This window comes from Roseibium polysiphoniae (assembly GCF_014842925.1).
GTDB lineage: Bacteria > Pseudomonadota > Alphaproteobacteria > Rhizobiales > Stappiaceae > Roseibium > Roseibium polysiphoniae.
In genome coordinates, this window is record NZ_JACYXJ010000002.1 from 476,061 (window position 1) to 491,276 (window position 15,216).

Here is a 15,216-nt window from a genome sequence, read left to right on the forward strand (position 1 = left end):
ACAACATGATCGACTTGAAAGCCTTCGCAGGCCTTGCCTCGACCGAGCTTGGCGCTTTTGCCGACAAGCCAACCACCCTGACCGCGGGCCAGCAAGAAGCGTCAAGCATGCTCTGGGTGTCGGACGACGGAGCAACCAAGATCGGCGTCTGGGAATGTACGCCTGGGCGCTTCACGGCCGACCGGAAGGCCGCTGGTGAATACTGTCATATCATCTCCGGCCGTGCTTCCGTCTCAAATGCAGATGGCAGTGGCTCCCGGGACATTGGCCCGGGTGATCTGCTGGTCCTGCCGCAGGGCTGGACCGGCGAATGGGAGATCCACGAGCATATGCGCAAACTGTTCGTCATCAGCGCTTCTGGCAAAGCATGAGGTAAGACAGGCTGGTTTACGCTGGCGCGGTGCCGCATCGAGCTGGTGAGCAGGCTCGCTCTTTCCTGCATGACGGTTGGGCACAAGCCGAACGGGCCTGATGATATTCGGTCGAAACGGCACGGACATGTCTTGATGAGCTTGGCAAAGCAGCGCGAATTTGGTTTTGTGCTTAAATGGCTTTGCGCGAGTGTTACAATCCAGCATGAACCGATCCGAACAGATTTGTGCGGCCCTGCGGACCGCAATCCTTGAGCGCGCGCTTCTTCCGGGCATGAAGCTGCCCGAAGATGCCCTGGGTGAGCGTTTCGGAGCAAGCCGAACGATCGTGCGTCAGGCTCTGGAACGGCTGGCGGCCGAGGGGCTTGTGGAGCTCCGGCGCAATCGTGGGGCGGTGGTGGCAACACCTAGTCTTGAAGAAGCACGGGATCTCTTCGACCTGCGATGCCAGATCGAGGATCTGGTGGTGTCGCGGCTGATTGCGAATTTTGGGCCTAAGCACCTTGAAGCTCTTGAGAGCCATCTGGCGAAGGAAATCCAGGCGGAAAGCGGTCCCGAACCGGTTTCGATCCGGCTGGCGACAGAATTTCATATTCTCATGGCGCAGCTCACCGAAAGCCCGGTTCTGATCCGATATGTCGAGGATGTCGGCTATCGCTGCGGCCTGACACTGGCGCTTTATTCCCGGCCGCACTCGACAGACTGCGGCATTCATGAACATCGCGAAATCATCGAGGCCTTGAAAAAGGGCGACCAGATGCGCGCTCGGGATCTGATGCGGAATCATCTGGGTGCCGTGGCCGACAGAGCCCTGCTCAAGGAAGAGACCGTGGGACAGGGCACGATCTATCTGGACGCACTTGAACCCTACGCCAAGGCGGTTCGCGAAAGCGACTAGCTGCGCGAGGTCATGGTCGAGGCGGGGTCAGGCCTCGATGTTCATGCGAATGAGAATGCGTTCAGCACTGTCATTCCACACGTCCATCTTCACGATCTTTCCGTTTCGAACCTCAAACCGGTCAATGTACCGGTTGCCTTCAAAAGGCGTGCCGTCAGGCCATTCGCCATAGAGCGTACCGACTGAATAGACCACCGTTCCTTCCGGTCCAGCGGCGACGTCGAAGCGGTCCATCTTCTTTTTCACCCAGCTGTAGCGCATCGCATTGAAGCCCGTGGGGCCCGACGGATGGGTGAATTTGCGCCCACCCGTAAATGTGATGTCCACATCATCGGCCACGAAGGTCGCGGCAAGCTCAGGATCCGGCTTCATGGAGGCGTCTAGGTAGTCGCGGACGATCTGCGCTTCTACGGGCAGAAGAGCTGAATCAGAAGGGGCGTTCATGGGTGGGGTCCTTTTCAGAGGCTCATATCAGGTCTGACTATAGAAACTGCGGTCAAACTCGCATGCTCAAATTGCATGCAATTTTTGCATGCAATTTAATCGGAAAATTGTCGGCAAACTGACGATTGAGACGTTAGGTATTTTAAGTAATTGAAATATATAGTTTTATTTGCTTGGCATTGAGCTTGCATTGCTCGACGCATTCGGACAGGCGCTCCGGACGTCCAGAGGAGTAATTCATGCAAACTTCCCGCTTTCTTTCCCAAATAACTCGCCGTGCCCTGATGTCAGGCGTCGTCGGCCTGGCAGTTGCCACCAGTCTGCCGGCCCTTGCCGCCGACACCGTGAAGATCGGTCTTGTTGCCGCGCTCAGCGGTCAGTCCGCAAAGTCGGGCCAGGCAATCACCCGTGGTCTCACCATCGCGATTGATGAAATCAATGCAAAGGGTGGCGTTCTGGGCAAACCGATCGAACTCGTCAGCCGCGATGACGAAAGCAATCCCGGCAAAGGTCTGGTTGCTGCACGCGAGCTGGTGCAGCGCGAGGGCGTCGCGGCTTTGATCGGAGGTCTGGATACACCGGTTTCCTTCGCGATTGTTCCATTCGCCAACCAGGCGAAGGTGCCATTTGTCGGGCCTTGGGCCGCCGGCACCGGCATCACCAAGAACGGCGCTGAAGAAAACTACATTTTCCGCGTGTCCGCCGTTGACGAATATGTCGATGAGGCGATCACGGAATATCTCGTGGCCAATCACGCCGTGAAAAAGCCGGGCATGATCCTCATCAACAACCCTTGGGGAGAGTCCAACGAAAAGGGCCTGACCAAGGCGCTCGAAAAGCGTGGCATGGAGACAGCCGGCATTGAGAAGTTCGAGTCCAATGATGTCGATGTGGTTCCGCAGCTCACGCGGCTGAAGGAAAACGGAGCGGATTCGCTCTTCGTGGTCGCGAACGTTGCGCCAACGGCACAGGTGATCAAGTCGCTTGATCGCATGGGCTGGGATGTCCCACTTGCTTCCCATTGGGGCCCTTCCGGTGGTCGCTTCACCGAACTGGCCGGAAAGAGCGGCGAGAAGCTGCATTTCATCCAGACTTACCTGTTCGTCGAAGGTGATGCGAAGGGTGAAGCCATGTTTGCCAAGCTGCAAGAGGCTTATCCGGAAATCAAAACCATGGCCGATGTGACACCGGCCACAGGTATCGCCAATGCATACGACGCAATGCTGCTGCTGGCTGCGGCCATTGAAAAGGCAGGCTCGACCGAAGGCCCAGCCATCCGTCAGGCCATGTACGAGATCGAGAACATCGAAGGTCTGATCAAGACCTACACCGATCCGTTCTCGCCCGAAGACCAGGATGCAATCGGTCCTGAAGATTATCTCTTCGCCCATTTCGTCGAAGGTCAGATCATTCCGGTCAAGTGATCCAGGATATCGCCTCTCGCCCGTTGGGCGGGAGGCACTTTGAAAAGACAACAAGACTTTCATCGCTCGCCCAAGCGCGCAGGAAACACCCATGACCTTATTGATTGCCGCCCTGGTAACGGGGATCGGACTTGGAAGCATGTATGGCTTGATCGCCCTCGGCTTTCAGATCACCTACTCGGTTTCGCAGACAGTGAACTTTGCCCAGGGAAGCGTCGTCATGCTCGGCGCCGTCCTTGGATATGTTTTCATCGAGCGGCTCGGGTTGAACTGGTTGATCGCCTATCCGCTGGCGATCCTGTGTTGCGGTGGCTTTGGCATGATCGTCGAGGTCCTGCTGGTGCGTCTGTTCGTTGCGCGGAACTCAGAAGCCTGGCTGATGGCGACAGTGGCCGGCGGCATCTTTCTTGATAATGCGGTGCTCTTCACCTTCGGCAACGAGCCGCGAACGCTCGCCTCTACCCTGACCCAGTCGACGTGGCAGTTTGCTGGAACGGGCATCTATCCGCAGCAGATTCTGGTTCCCATCGCCGCGGTCGGCGTTGCGCTTGCCCTGCATTTCCTGTTTCGCAAGACCCTGCAAGGACGCGCTCTGCTGGCCGTAGTTCAAAACGTCCAGGCTGCGCGGCTGATGGGTATCAACACGACTGCCATGGTATCCGGCTCCTTTGCTCTTTCCGCGATGCTTGCTGGCGGCGCCGGACTGCTGATTGCGCCCTTGCTCTCGGTTCACTCCGACATGGGGACGCTGTTTGGCCTTAAAGCATTCGCCGTTGCCATTTTGGGCGGCATGACGTCAGCATCCGGGGTGATGCTCGCCGGGTTTATCTTCGGGTTGGTGGAGGCGCTTGTGACCTCCTATCTCGGCTCGTCTTCCACTTACATCGTTGTCTTTGCGCTCGTCATCCTGGCGCTCACCTGGAAACCGGACGGATTGTTCGGGCGACCAGCAGTCAAGAAGGTCTGAGAAAACAAGATGCAACATCTCATTTCCCGGACCGGGTTGGACCTATTCATTCTTGCGCTGACAATCGGCGGACTTGTGCTCACGCTTGCCAGTGGCGGCTATATTCAATTCGTCATGGGCTTGGTGGCGCTGACGACTGTGTTGTGCGTTGGGCTGAATGTGCTCTACGGCCTGACCGGGCTGGTGTCGCTCGGACAGGTCGGCTTCTTCGCCATCGGTGCCTATGCCACCGGTGTTCTGCTGCTCAATGACGTCAGCTTCTGGATTGCCTTGCCAGCTGCGGCAGTCGCCGCCGGCATTTCCGGTTGGCTGCTTGCGATCCCGGCGGTCCGCATGGCCGGGCCATTTCTGGCGATGGTGACAATCGCCTTTGCCTTTATTGTCGAACATGGCGCTGTCGAGTGGCGCTCGGTGACGGGCGGCCAGAACGGTTTGATGGGCTTTCAGATGCCCATGATTGGCGGATATACGCTTTCAGAAACGGATCTCGTGCTCTTCAGCATCTGTCTCGCAGGTCTGTCGCTCTATTTGTATCGCCGTCTGGCCGACAGTGGCTGGGGCATGGCGATGACCGGCATGCGGGATGCTGAAACAGCCGCCTCGTCGCTTGGCTACAAACCATTTGTCGTGAAATCGACTGCATTCGCGATCGCAGCTGCGATGGCAGGTGTCGCGGGCGGCTTGTTCACGCCGCTGATGATGTTCATCGCTCCGAGCAACTTCCCCTTTTCGCAGTCAATCCTGTTTCTCTTCGCCGTCCTGATTGGCGGGGCCGGCAGTGTCCTCGGACCCTTGGCTGGCGCGCTCGTCACGGTTCTGCTGCCCGAATTTCTATCCGGACTGGCCGAATACCGGCTGTTGTTTTTCGGTGGCTTGCTTGTCGGCGTTCTTCTGATTGCACCTCGCGGACTTGTCGGGTCAATTGCCGCCTTCCTGCCACGACCCTCGCGCGCCATAGATCCCCGTCCGGCGACGGAAATCGAAGCGCTGCTGGCAGAGTATTCCAAGCCGGACAAGCTTGAGATCCAGGGGCTCGGCATTTCATTTGGCGGCGTGCGCGCGGTAGATGACGTCAGTCTGTCGCTGCCATCGGGCGCTGTGACGTCCATCATCGGGCCGAATGGCGCGGGCAAGACGACAATTCTCAATATGATCAGTGGCTTCTACAAGCCTACGGATGGGGACATCACCTTGTCCGGTAAGTCACTTGCCGGGCTGCCAGCCTTCGAAGCCGCGCGCAGCGGGATCGCACGCACCTATCAGACGACAAAACTGTTCGAGAACATGAGCGTCGTTGCCAATGTGATCTCCGGATTGTCCAGAGGCAGGCTCGGCCAGCCCCTGGCGCGGATCGAGTCCCCGGAAAATCTTGAGCTCGCGGCCGGGCTCTTGCGGTATTGCGGTTATCTGGGAGATCTGGACAAGCGTGCCGGCGATCTTCCTCACGTTGACCGCCGCCTTGTCGAGATAGCCCGGGCACTTGCCATGAAGCCGGGCGTTCTGTTGCTGGATGAGCCTGCCGCCGGGTTGATGCGGGCCGACAAGGACCAGCTCGCCGTCATCCTTCGCAAAATCGCGGACCTTGGGCTGGCGGTCGTGTTGGTCGAGCATGACATGGAGCTGGTCATGGGCATTTCAGACCGGATCCAGGCGGTCGATGCGGGCAAGCCGATTGCGTTCGGCACGCCTTCCGAAATCCAGGAGAACGAGATCGTCATCGCTGCCTATCTGGGCGATGGATCCGCGCCAGCTTTGCCGCGCAAAGATCTCCTCGAAACGGTGGAAACGCCTGTTCTGTCGACCTTGAAACTGACCGCCGGCTATGGGGCGGCACCAGTCCTCAAGGATGTGACACTCAAGGTACGTCCGGGAGAAATGGTGGCTCTTCTTGGCGCCAATGGGGCAGGCAAATCCACCTTCCTGTCCGCAGTGTCGGGTCTTCACCGCCCGGTAGACGGGAGCATCATCCTGAAGGACGAGCCCGTTCATGCGCTTGCTCCTCATGACCTGGTTGCACGCGGCCTGGTTCTGGTTCCCGAAGGACGTCAGGTGTTTCCCGAACTGACGGTCCTCGAGAACATCGAACTTGGCGCTTACAAGCGGCAGCGGGATATGTCGGGCGATGAAGTCGAGGCTTTGCTCGAGCGGTTTCCGAGGCTGAAGGATCGGCTGCACAGTCGGGCAGGGCTTCTTTCAGGCGGCGAGCAGCAGATGATGGCCATTGCCCGTGGTCTCATGGCACGCCCGAGTGTGCTTTTGCTGGATGAGCCGTCGCTTGGCCTGGCTCCGGCGATGATCAATGAGCTTTACGCAATCCTTGGGGAGTTGCGTGATGAGGGAACCACCATCCTGCTGGTCGATCAGATGGCCTCGCTTGCGCTTTCGGTGGCCGACTATGGCTACGTTCTCGAGCAGGGTCGTATCGTCATGGAAGGGCCTGCCAACGAGCTGATCTCAGATGAAAGGCTGACGGCAGCCTATCTGGGTGGCGGAGAGGATGTTTCCATGCAGGAGGCGGCGCGATGAGCGATCTGATCATCCGCAATGTCAGAACTTCGGAAACCGAGGGGCTTGTCGACCTTCTGATCGTCGGCAACCGGATTGAGGAAATAGGGGCTGGTCTGGTCGCCGAAGCGCCCGAACGAGACGGGAACGGCGCTCTGCTCGTTACGGGATTTGTGGAGAGCCATATCCACCTCGACAAGGCCTGTATACTGGATCGCTGCCGCAACGAAACCGGCACGCTCGAAGGAGCGATCGCTTCAGTTGGGACGGCGAAACGGAACTTCACCGCCAGTGATGTCTATGACCGGGGCAAACAGGTGCTGGACAAGGCGATTGTCCAGGGCACCAATGCGATGCGGACCCATGTGGAAATCGACCCTGGGATCGGCCTTGCCGGTTTCGATGCCGTACTGGCGCTGAAGAAGGACTATGCCTGGGCGGTCGACCTGCAGATTTGCGTCTTTCCGCAGGAAGGTCTGACCAACTATCCGGGAACGCAGGCGCTTCTGGAGGAAGCTCTCACCCGTGGAGGCGATCTTCTTGGTGGCTGCCCCTATACGGACAGCGACCCGAACGCGCAGATTTCTATCCTGTTCGAGATGGCAGAAAGCCACGGCGTGGATCTCGACTTCCATCTCGATTTCGATCTCGACCCGAGCTGGCGTCATCTGGATGAAATCGCACGCAAGACGATTGCGCATGGTTGGCAAGGGCGGGTGGCGATCGGCCATGTCACGAAGCTGTCCGCGCTGCCGCATGCAGAGCTTATGGATGTGGTTGCGCTGCTCAAGGATGCCGGAATTGCCCTGACCGTTCTGCCGGCGACGGACCTGTTCTTGATGGGGCGCGGTGAAGACCATCTGGTGCCACGTGGTGTGGCACCGGCACAGGTCTTTCATGAGCATGGTGTGTGCTGCACGGTGGCGACGAACAATGTGCTGAACCCCTTCACGCCTTACGGGGATTGTTCGCTGCCCCGCATGGCCAATCTCTTTGCCAACGTTCAACAGCTCAGCACGGAAAGCGAGCTTCAAGCCTGTTTTGATATGGTCACCGACATTCCGCGGAGACTGATCAATCAGTCGCGCCGGATTGCGGTTGGCGAGGCAGCGACCTTTGTGGCTCTGCCCGCGCTTACCGGCGGTCAGGCGGTCGCCGAAATCGCAAGGCCGCTGTGGGGCTTCAAGGATGGCAAAATGACCTTTGAACAAGCGCCGGCCGAGCTTTTCCAGCCGGCTTGATGTCAACCGGGCCTGAGGGAGAACCAGCCATGACCGCGCAGCCCCCGTCCAAAGAGTTTCTCATCCAGTCACGCGCCGCGATCATCGGGGTGGCGCGCGACAATACGGGCGAAGTGGTTGAGCGCGCCGGTCTACATGTGAAAGACGGTGTGATTGTCGCTGTTGAGCCCTTCGATGAGCTCAAGGCAGGGCATCCGGATCTGCCTGTCGAGGGAGACGGCAATGCCATCGTTCTTCCGGGGCTGATCAATGGGCATCATCACTCAGGCCTGACGCCGCTTCAACTGGGCGTTCCGCTCGAGCCACTGGAGTTCTGGCTGCCGCAGTTCCGTGGCATGCGCTATGTCGGTCACCGGCTGGATACGCTTTATTCCGCAATCGAGATGCTGGAGGCCGGAACCACCACCGTTCAGCACATTCATCCGGGCCTCTCTGGTCACCCGGATGACTGGACCACCCTGTCTGACGCGGTCATTGGGGCATACCGCGAGATCGGGATGCGCTCGTCGTTTTCCTTCATGATCCGGGACCGGAACCAGCTGGTTCACGAAGACGATGAACCATTCCTGGATCGTCTTCCAGAGATTGACGCCGACTATTGGCGCCCCAGGCTTGCGTCCAGCAAGGCTCCTATCGCGGATTACATGGCGTGGTTCGAACGCCGCAAGGCGCATTGGCAGGGGATGGATGCTGATAAGGTGTCCTGGCAGTTGGCGCCGGCCAATCTTCACTGGTGTACGGACGGCTGCCTTACGGCGATTTTCGACACGGCGGAGCGTACCGGTTCGAAAGTTCATATGCATCTGGTGGAAACCCACTTGCAGGCCGAGTTCGCCCAGAAACACTATGGCAAGTCGGCTGTGCAGCACTTGTCGGACCTTGGATGTCTCGGCCCGAATCTGACCCTGGGCCACGGCATCTGGATGGACGAAGACGATCTTGACCTGATCGGCAGCTGCGGCTGCTCGGTCTGTCACAATGCGAGTTCGGGGCTGCGCCTTGCCAGCGGGGTTGCGCCGGTCAACGACATGATCCGCCGGAAAATTCCGGTGGCGCTGGGCATCGACCAATCTGGGATCAATGATGATCGCGATATGCTGCAGGAGATGCGGCTTGTTTGGTCGCTGCACCGGGAACCGGGATTGTGGACACCGCGTCCTTCGGCGGCCCATGTCTTTCGTATGGCAACCGAGCATGCGGCAGCGACCACAGGGTTTGAGGGCCGGATTGGCCGTCTGGATCCAGGCAAAGCCGCAGACGTCGTGCTGCTTGACTGGAAGGACATAGCGCGTCCGTTCATCGATGAGCGGGTCCCGCTGCTAGACGCTGTTTTGCTGCGAAGCCGGCAGATGCCGGCGAAGACCGTTTTCGTCGGCGGGGAGAAGGTCGTTGATGCGGGGAGGGTGATCTCCATCGACCGGGAGCAGGTGCTGGAAGAAATCTCCGACATTCTAAGCTCTGCCCTGTCGCCGGTCGAGACCGAAGCGCGTGAGAGAACAGAGGCTCTGATGAGCCACATCCGCAATTGGTATGCCGAGGCCTATCCTGCCAGTGGACGCCAGCCCTACAGGTTTAACAGCCTGGCACGTAGACCGCCGTTCTAACTGCCATCGGGCCGCTCGATCATGCTGACATGGGCTGCAACCACCTTCCAGCCTTCCGGCGTGCGCACCCAGGTCTGCATCTGCCGTCCCACCTTGGTGGGGGCGCTGGGCTTGATATAGTGCGTCGAGGCGGTGGCGAAGTCCCGCCCATAGGTCGTGATCTCGACGCGCTCCAGTGTGCGGGCGAGATCCACATTCGGGCGGCCAGAGCGAAAAGCCGCGATTTCCCCATATCCATAGAGGTTCTCGCCGCCGCCATAGCGGATGGTCGTCGGCGCATTGAAGAACAGGCGGTCCAACGTTTCGACATCATTCGAGACAAGCGCCGTCTCATACTCATGAAACATTGCAGTGACTTCTGCTTGGATCTCCGGAATGTTGATTTCCAGTGCAGCGCTGGCAGCGGTCTCTGTGTCGCTCATCAAGTTTGCTCCTGCTTATAGGCCTGGATCTGGTCCCTGAGCGTTTCGAGAAAGGGAATGTCGCGGTATTGATCGGGTTGGACCACGTCCCAGGCAACGCCGGCCGGCTGTGGGTAGGGTGTCCGGGTCTCGATGAGTTCAAGCTCTGTCGCGATGGCATGAAGGGCGCTGTCGTGGTCCATCATGACAAGGCTGCTGTCGTCCACGACCTGCAACGAATGAACGGTCGTTGTGATCAATGTGTCCACTTTGAGTTTGCCAAGTTCGCGAAAGATGCCGAGTTCAAGATCGGCGAAACCGCCACCCTTGCCGGTGCGTCCGCCGTTGCGGCTGACGGCAACACAGCCGACGACCACAAAATCGAGGGGTTCCATGTCGATAAATTCGACTGGCTCTCCATGTTCGACGAAGCCCTGTGAGGTCGCGGCGAGCTCGAACTGGATGCCGGCCTTCTCAAGAGCCTCCGGATCGAGGCGCACGAACGGGTAGGGCTTCAGGAGCTCGGGGACAGGCGCATAGACAATCTTGCCGTCGTAGAGGGCCCTGAGACGCACGGGTATCTGCGGCGGATCCGGGTTGCACTTGACGGTTCGCGCCGCTTTCCACTGAGGGAGCTGAGCCAGATTCAGAGCTGCCTGGTCGGCACCGGCGAAGTTCGGGATGCGGCTGTCGACGGGGCCGACGTTGACGCCACCCGACACCAGGCCCGACCAGATCTGATGCCTGATTTCATCCTTGTTTTCGTTTCGTCCTGACCAACGTGCCGTTTCCATGGGGCTATCCACTTTCGAGGTTCAAAGTGCTGCGACCGGCGCTTTGGCGACGCCGATTTCTTGCAGATGGTGCGCCACGCGCAGGGCCAGGTCCTCGCGCCAGGCAGGTGCAATCACCTGAACGCCGATCGGCAGGGATGCGCCTTCCAGCCAGATCGGTACGGACACCGCGGGCAACCCGATGAAGGAGATCGGCTGGGTGAACAGGCCGATGTTCGGCCGGGCCGGCATGATCTGACCGGCGAGCGTGATTGTCTTGGTATCGGACGGCAGAGAGGTAAAAGGCGTCGTGGGCGTCAGTATGATGTCGAATTCTTCGAACATCTTGCTCATCAAGTCACGGAACCAGCTGCGGAACCGATGCGCCTGCTGGACCCAAAGGGCAGGGATCATCGTCCCGGCCAGGAAGCGATCACGCGTGTCGGGGTCAAAGTCTTCCGGCCGCGACCGGATCCGGTCGAAGTGGAGGTTCGCTCCCTCGCTGGCCGTAATCACATAGGCTGCCGCGCGGGCGCGGGCAGCTTCTGGGATCTCAACCTCTCGGCTTGCGCCAACAGCTGCAGCGACCGCGTCGACAGCGGCCAGGGCCTCTGGTTCGGCGTTTGTTCGGAAATAGCCGCCTGCCGTGGCAATTCTCAACCCCTCGATGCCATTCCTGAGCTCTGTCGTTGTTGCCAGAAACGGCTTGTCCGCCTGCGCGGGGTCCATTGGATCTGGTCCTTGCAGGACATCGAAGACAAGGGCGAGATCGCGGGCGGACCTTGCCATCGGACCCAGATGGTCGAGGCTTCCCACGAAGGGAAATGTGCCATGCCGGGATAGGCGGCCGTAAGTTGGCTTCAGGCCGAACAATCCACAAAATGAGGACGGCACCCGAATGGAACCATTTGTGTCCGACCCGAGCGCAATGGGCACCATGCCACTGGCGACCGACGATCCTGAGCCGCTGGAAGAGCCGCCCGCCATGCGGCTTGTGTCATGCGGGTTCAGGCAATTGCCGTCATGTATGTTTTCACCAGTGAAGTCATAGGCATATTCGCCCATGTTCAAGCCGCCTGTGAGGATTGCTCCAGCCGATTTTAGCCGTGATACCAGAAATGCGTCCGCAGTTGCTGGCGGATTGGTGCGGTTGATTTTGGAACCCGCGCGCGTGGACATTCCTTCGATGTCGAACAGGTTCTTGACTGCAAAGGGCACTCCGGCGAGGGGAAGATAAGCGCTGGTTGCGACCTGCCGATCGACCTCCTGCGCGTCACTCAGTGCCTTTGTCTCAATCACGTCCGTGAATGCGCCAAGTGCTTGATTTAGCTGCTTGATGCGATCAAGGCTGGCTGTGGCGGTATGTGTCGCGGTCAACTCTGTGGTCTTGACCGAGTCGGCGATGGCGGTGGCATCCGCTTGAATGCTGTCGAAACTGGTCATGGCACGAACACCGAGGCTGCTTCTTCGGCGTCATCGAGCGGGAAGGACAGAAGCAGATCGGCGGCCTTTTTCGTCGCCGTGATATGGGCTTCCACCTCAGGGCGCCAGTCGTCTTCGATGGTCAACTCATTCAGCGCCTGCATATGAGTGACATGCGCCTTGGCATCGAAAGTCTCGCTCATGCAATCTGTCCTTCGAATTGGCCCTGAACCGCATTTTTAAGCGCATCGAGTGGCGCTGTCCAACCGACAATGCCACCCTGGGCACGGATCATTTCGAGTGCGGCGGTCTTGAAGTGGGGGAAATAGCTTTCGGTCGCTTCCTCGATCAGCAGGCAATTGTAGCCGCGGTCGTTCGCCTCGCGCATGGTGCTTTGAACGCAGACCTCTGTGGTAACGCCGGCAAAGACAAGGCTCTTGATTCCGAGCTTTTCCAGCCGCTCGCCAAGACCGGTCGCATAAAAAGCGCCCTTGCCGGGTTTGTCGATTACAAGTTCCCCGTCGACCGGGGCGCAATCGGCGATGATTTCTGCGCCAGGCTCCCCCTTGATGAGAATACGACCCATCGGTCCGGGGTCACCGATGCGCAAGCTGGGCGCACCGCGATCCCGCTTGGCCGGCGGGCAATCGCTCAGATCCGGCAAGTGACATTCGCGGGTATGAATGACTGGCCAGGATTGGGCGCGAAACAGGGCTAGAAGATCCTTTGTTGGAGCTATGGACCGTTGCATATGACTGACGTCATTGCCCAGGGTTTCGCCAAAGCCACCCGGCTCGATGAAATCCCTTTGCATGTCAATGACGATCAGCGCGACGTCGCTGGGCTCAAAGTCGAAGGAAAAGGGCGCTGCCTTCACGGAAATCATGCGTGTTGACCTGCCATCGCGTGACCGACTGTTGCCCGGTCTGTTTCGGCAATCGGCGAGGAATAGGTGATGCGTCCCTCCGACATGACGGCAACAGTATCGGAGAGTTCCAGAATCTCATCCAAGTCTTCGGATACGAGCAAGACAGCCGCGCCCTTGTTTCGCTGGTCCATGATCTGGGCGCGGATTTCCGCGACCGAGGCGAAGTCGAGCCCGAAACAAGGATTGGCGACAATGAGAATGTCAACGGTGCCTGACAGCTCACGGGCGAGGATCGCCCGCTGGACATTGCCGCCGGAGAGGTTTTCGATTGGCTCGTCAGGCGTTGGTGTCTTGACGCGATAGGCCGAGATCAATTCCCGCGCGCGTTCACGCATGGGCGGAGGCGATAGCCAGCCCTTGAACGGTGAAATGGGTGACTTGTCGAAGGTGCGAAACGCCATGTTCTCTGCGACGCTCATGCGTGGAACAGCGGCATTCCTCAAGGGTTCTTCCGAGAAGCCGAAGACCTTGAACTGGTCCATATGCTGCCGCGTTGGCTCGTAGGGCTTTTTGTCGACGAAGATGCGGCCGTCACTCGGGATCCGCTGGCCGGAAAGGACCTCGATGAGTTCTGACTGTCCGTTGCCCGAGACGCCGGCAATGCCCAGGATCTCACCCTTGTGGACCTTCAGACTGATCGCCTCAATGGCAGGTGCTTCTTCGTTGTTTTCGGCGAACAGGCCGGCCAGTTCGAGCTTGAGCGTCTTTTTGCTTGTCTGACTTCGCGCGGCGCGCTCCCTGATCTGGGTCTCGCCGATCATCATGGTGCTCATGTCGGCCACCGAGATCTCGCCAACCTTGCCGCCGCCGATCATCTTGCCCTGACGCAGCACCGTCACTTCGTCCGCGTAGCTGGTCACTTCCCGGAACTTGTGGGTGATCATCAGCACGGTCAGATCGCCCGCCTTTGTCATGTCCTGGACAAGGCCGAGAACCTCATCGGCTTCATCAGGTGTCAGGACAGAGGTCGGCTCATCGAGGATGAGAAAACGTTGATCCAGATAGAGCTGTTTCAGGATCTCCAGCTTCTGCTTTTCACCGGCCGAGAGTGAGGACACGGGCACATCCAGCGGAACTCGGAAGGGCGTCGTCTGAAGAAAGTCGGAAAGTGCCTGGCGTTCCTTCTGCCAGTCAATCACTTGCGGGGCGTCTGCTCTTGAAATGACAAGGTTCTCGGCTGCGGTGAGCGAGGGAACTAGGGTGAAGTGCTGGTAGACCATGCCGATGCCGAGCGAATGGGCCGCGCGCGGACTGGCGACAGTCTCCTCGTTGCCGTTGACCAGAAGCGTGCCGCGGGTGGGCTGGTAGAAACCCATCACACATTTGACCAGGGTGGACTTGCCGGCGCCATTTTCTCCGAGAAGGGCATGAAATGATCCAGGCGCGACCCGAATGGAGACATCATCAAGGGCCGTAAGACTGCCAAAGACCTTGGTCATGCCAAGCGTTTCGATGCCAACGGCTCTTGAAGGCGCCGTCTGTTGATGCGCAAGCGACGTCATGCGGTTGCCTTCCCGGTGACCTTGCCAAGGCCTTCAAGAAAGGTATGGCTATCGGCGACCGCGCCAAATACGCCGCCCTGCATGGTGACCATCTTGAGGGCAGCTTCGTGATTGCCCGGATCCGTGGCGCCGCAACAGTCCGACAGGATCAGGCACTCAAAGCCCCGGTCGTTTGCTTCGCGCATGGTGGTATGAACACAGACGTCCGTCGTGATACCGGTCAGGACGAGATTGTCGATGCCACGGGTGCGCAGGAGAAGCTCCAGATCCGTCGCGCAGAAGGACCCCTTGCCCGGTTTGTCGATGATTGGCTCGCCCGGCCGCGGCGCGAGCTCGGGAATAATCTCCCAACCTGGTTCCCCGCGCACCAGGATCTTGCCGCACGGCCCGGGATCTCCGATCCCCGCACCGATACGCTGGGAACGCCAGCGCTTGTTGTCCGGCAAATCGGCCAGGTCGGGCCGGTGTCCCTCACGCGTGTGTATGACGTGAAAGCCAGTCGCGCGCATTGCCGCCATCACCTTCTTGATCGGCTCGATCGGTGCGCGCGTAAGCGAAATATCATACCCCATGCTGTCGACGTAGCCGCCGGGCCCGCAGAAATCAGTCTGCATGTCGATGACTACGAGCGCGGTGTTTTCCGGTCTCAGATCACCGTTGTATGGCCAGGGGTAGGGGGTCGCTGCAACGGGACCTTCGACGACAAAAGGCTGCTGATCTTCTGCAAGGCTCATGT

15 protein-coding genes are annotated in these 15,216 nt (G+C 59.2%); 7 read left to right on the forward strand and 8 right to left on the reverse strand.

The window, feature by feature from the left end:
• Positions 1-5 precede the first annotated feature (5 nt).
• Together IG617_RS05905 and IG617_RS05910 are read left to right on the forward strand one after the other, a co-directional pair.
• Entirely contained in the window at positions 6-371 is a 366-nt protein-coding gene (locus IG617_RS05905; RefSeq protein ID WP_192108210.1) for a cupin domain-containing protein, read from the forward strand.
• Positions 372-576: 205 nt separating this feature from the next.
• A complete protein-coding gene (locus tag IG617_RS05910) occupies positions 577-1,269 on the forward strand; it encodes a GntR family transcriptional regulator (protein WP_192108212.1) in 693 nt (230 codons plus the stop codon).
• 27 nt (positions 1,270-1,296) lie between these two features.
• Here the strand turns inward: IG617_RS05910 and IG617_RS05915 are convergent, their stop codons facing one another.
• On the reverse strand, positions 1,297-1,713 hold the full coding sequence (locus IG617_RS05915) for a nuclear transport factor 2 family protein (RefSeq protein ID WP_192108214.1): 417 nt from the start codon (positions 1,711-1,713) through the stop codon (positions 1,297-1,299).
• 239 nt (positions 1,714-1,952) lie between these two features.
• Here IG617_RS05915 and IG617_RS05920 point away from each other — a divergent pair, with 239 nt between their 5' ends.
• The 5 genes from IG617_RS05920 to IG617_RS05940 all read left to right on the forward strand — a co-directional run bounded on the left by IG617_RS05920 (position 1,953) and on the right by IG617_RS05940 (position 9,454).
• On the forward strand, positions 1,953-3,137 hold the full coding sequence (locus tag IG617_RS05920) for an ABC transporter substrate-binding protein (RefSeq protein WP_192108216.1): 1,185 nt from the start codon (positions 1,953-1,955) through the stop codon (positions 3,135-3,137).
• Positions 3,138-3,228: 91 nt separating this feature from the next.
• Positions 3,229-4,104, forward strand: a complete 876-nt coding sequence (locus tag IG617_RS05925) for a branched-chain amino acid ABC transporter permease (protein WP_192108218.1) — start codon at positions 3,229-3,231, stop codon at positions 4,102-4,104.
• A gap of 9 nt (positions 4,105-4,113) precedes the next feature.
• Positions 4,114-6,630 carry a branched-chain amino acid ABC transporter ATP-binding protein/permease gene (locus IG617_RS05930; protein ID WP_192108220.1) on the forward strand — a complete coding sequence of 839 codons (2,517 nt, stop codon included), beginning with the start codon at positions 4,114-4,116 and terminating at the stop codon, positions 6,628-6,630.
• Complete coding sequence (locus tag IG617_RS05935) at positions 6,627-7,850, forward strand: amidohydrolase family protein (protein WP_192108222.1); 1,224 nt, start codon at positions 6,627-6,629, stop codon at positions 7,848-7,850. The genes IG617_RS05930 and IG617_RS05935 overlap by 4 nt, the downstream gene beginning before the upstream one ends.
• 29 nt (positions 7,851-7,879) lie before the next feature.
• Positions 7,880-9,454, forward strand: coding sequence for an amidohydrolase family protein (locus IG617_RS05940; protein WP_192108224.1), 1,575 nt, complete (start codon positions 7,880-7,882; stop codon positions 9,452-9,454).
• Here IG617_RS05940 and hpxZ read toward each other — a convergent pair.
• From hpxZ to biuH, 7 genes are read right to left on the reverse strand one after another with little or no spacing between them, the layout of a single operon-like run.
• Positions 9,451-9,843: an oxalurate catabolism protein HpxZ gene (gene hpxZ / locus IG617_RS05945; protein ID WP_192108512.1), complete on the reverse strand. Its 393-nt coding sequence runs from the start codon at positions 9,841-9,843 to the stop codon at positions 9,451-9,453. The two genes, IG617_RS05940 and hpxZ, sit on opposite strands and share 4 nt — an antisense overlap.
• A 32-nt stretch (positions 9,844-9,875) precedes the next feature.
• The gene (locus IG617_RS05950; RefSeq protein WP_192108226.1) at positions 9,876-10,649 is read right to left on the reverse strand and encodes a 5-formyltetrahydrofolate cyclo-ligase; all 774 of its coding nucleotides are present in this window, start codon (positions 10,647-10,649) and stop codon (positions 9,876-9,878) included.
• A gap of 21 nt (positions 10,650-10,670) precedes the next feature.
• Entirely contained in the window at positions 10,671-12,071 is a 1,401-nt protein-coding gene (locus IG617_RS05955; protein WP_192108228.1) for an AtzE family amidohydrolase, read from the reverse strand.
• The gene (locus IG617_RS05960) at positions 12,068-12,253 is read right to left on the reverse strand and encodes a DUF4089 domain-containing protein (protein ID WP_192108230.1); all 186 of its coding nucleotides are present in this window, start codon (positions 12,251-12,253) and stop codon (positions 12,068-12,070) included. Before IG617_RS05960 ends, IG617_RS05955 begins: the two co-directional genes overlap by 4 nt.
• The gene (locus IG617_RS05965) at positions 12,250-12,936 is read right to left on the reverse strand and encodes a cysteine hydrolase family protein (RefSeq protein ID WP_192108232.1); all 687 of its coding nucleotides are present in this window, start codon (positions 12,934-12,936) and stop codon (positions 12,250-12,252) included. The genes IG617_RS05960 and IG617_RS05965 overlap by 4 nt, the downstream gene beginning before the upstream one ends.
• Positions 12,933-14,480, reverse strand: coding sequence for an ABC transporter ATP-binding protein (locus IG617_RS05970; RefSeq protein ID WP_192108234.1), 1,548 nt, complete (start codon positions 14,478-14,480; stop codon positions 12,933-12,935). Before IG617_RS05970 ends, IG617_RS05965 begins: the two co-directional genes overlap by 4 nt.
• On the reverse strand, positions 14,477-15,214 hold the full coding sequence (biuH, locus tag IG617_RS05975) for a biuret amidohydrolase (RefSeq protein WP_192108236.1): 738 nt from the start codon (positions 15,212-15,214) through the stop codon (positions 14,477-14,479). Before biuH ends, IG617_RS05970 begins: the two co-directional genes overlap by 4 nt.
• Positions 15,215-15,216: the final 2 nt, after the last annotated feature.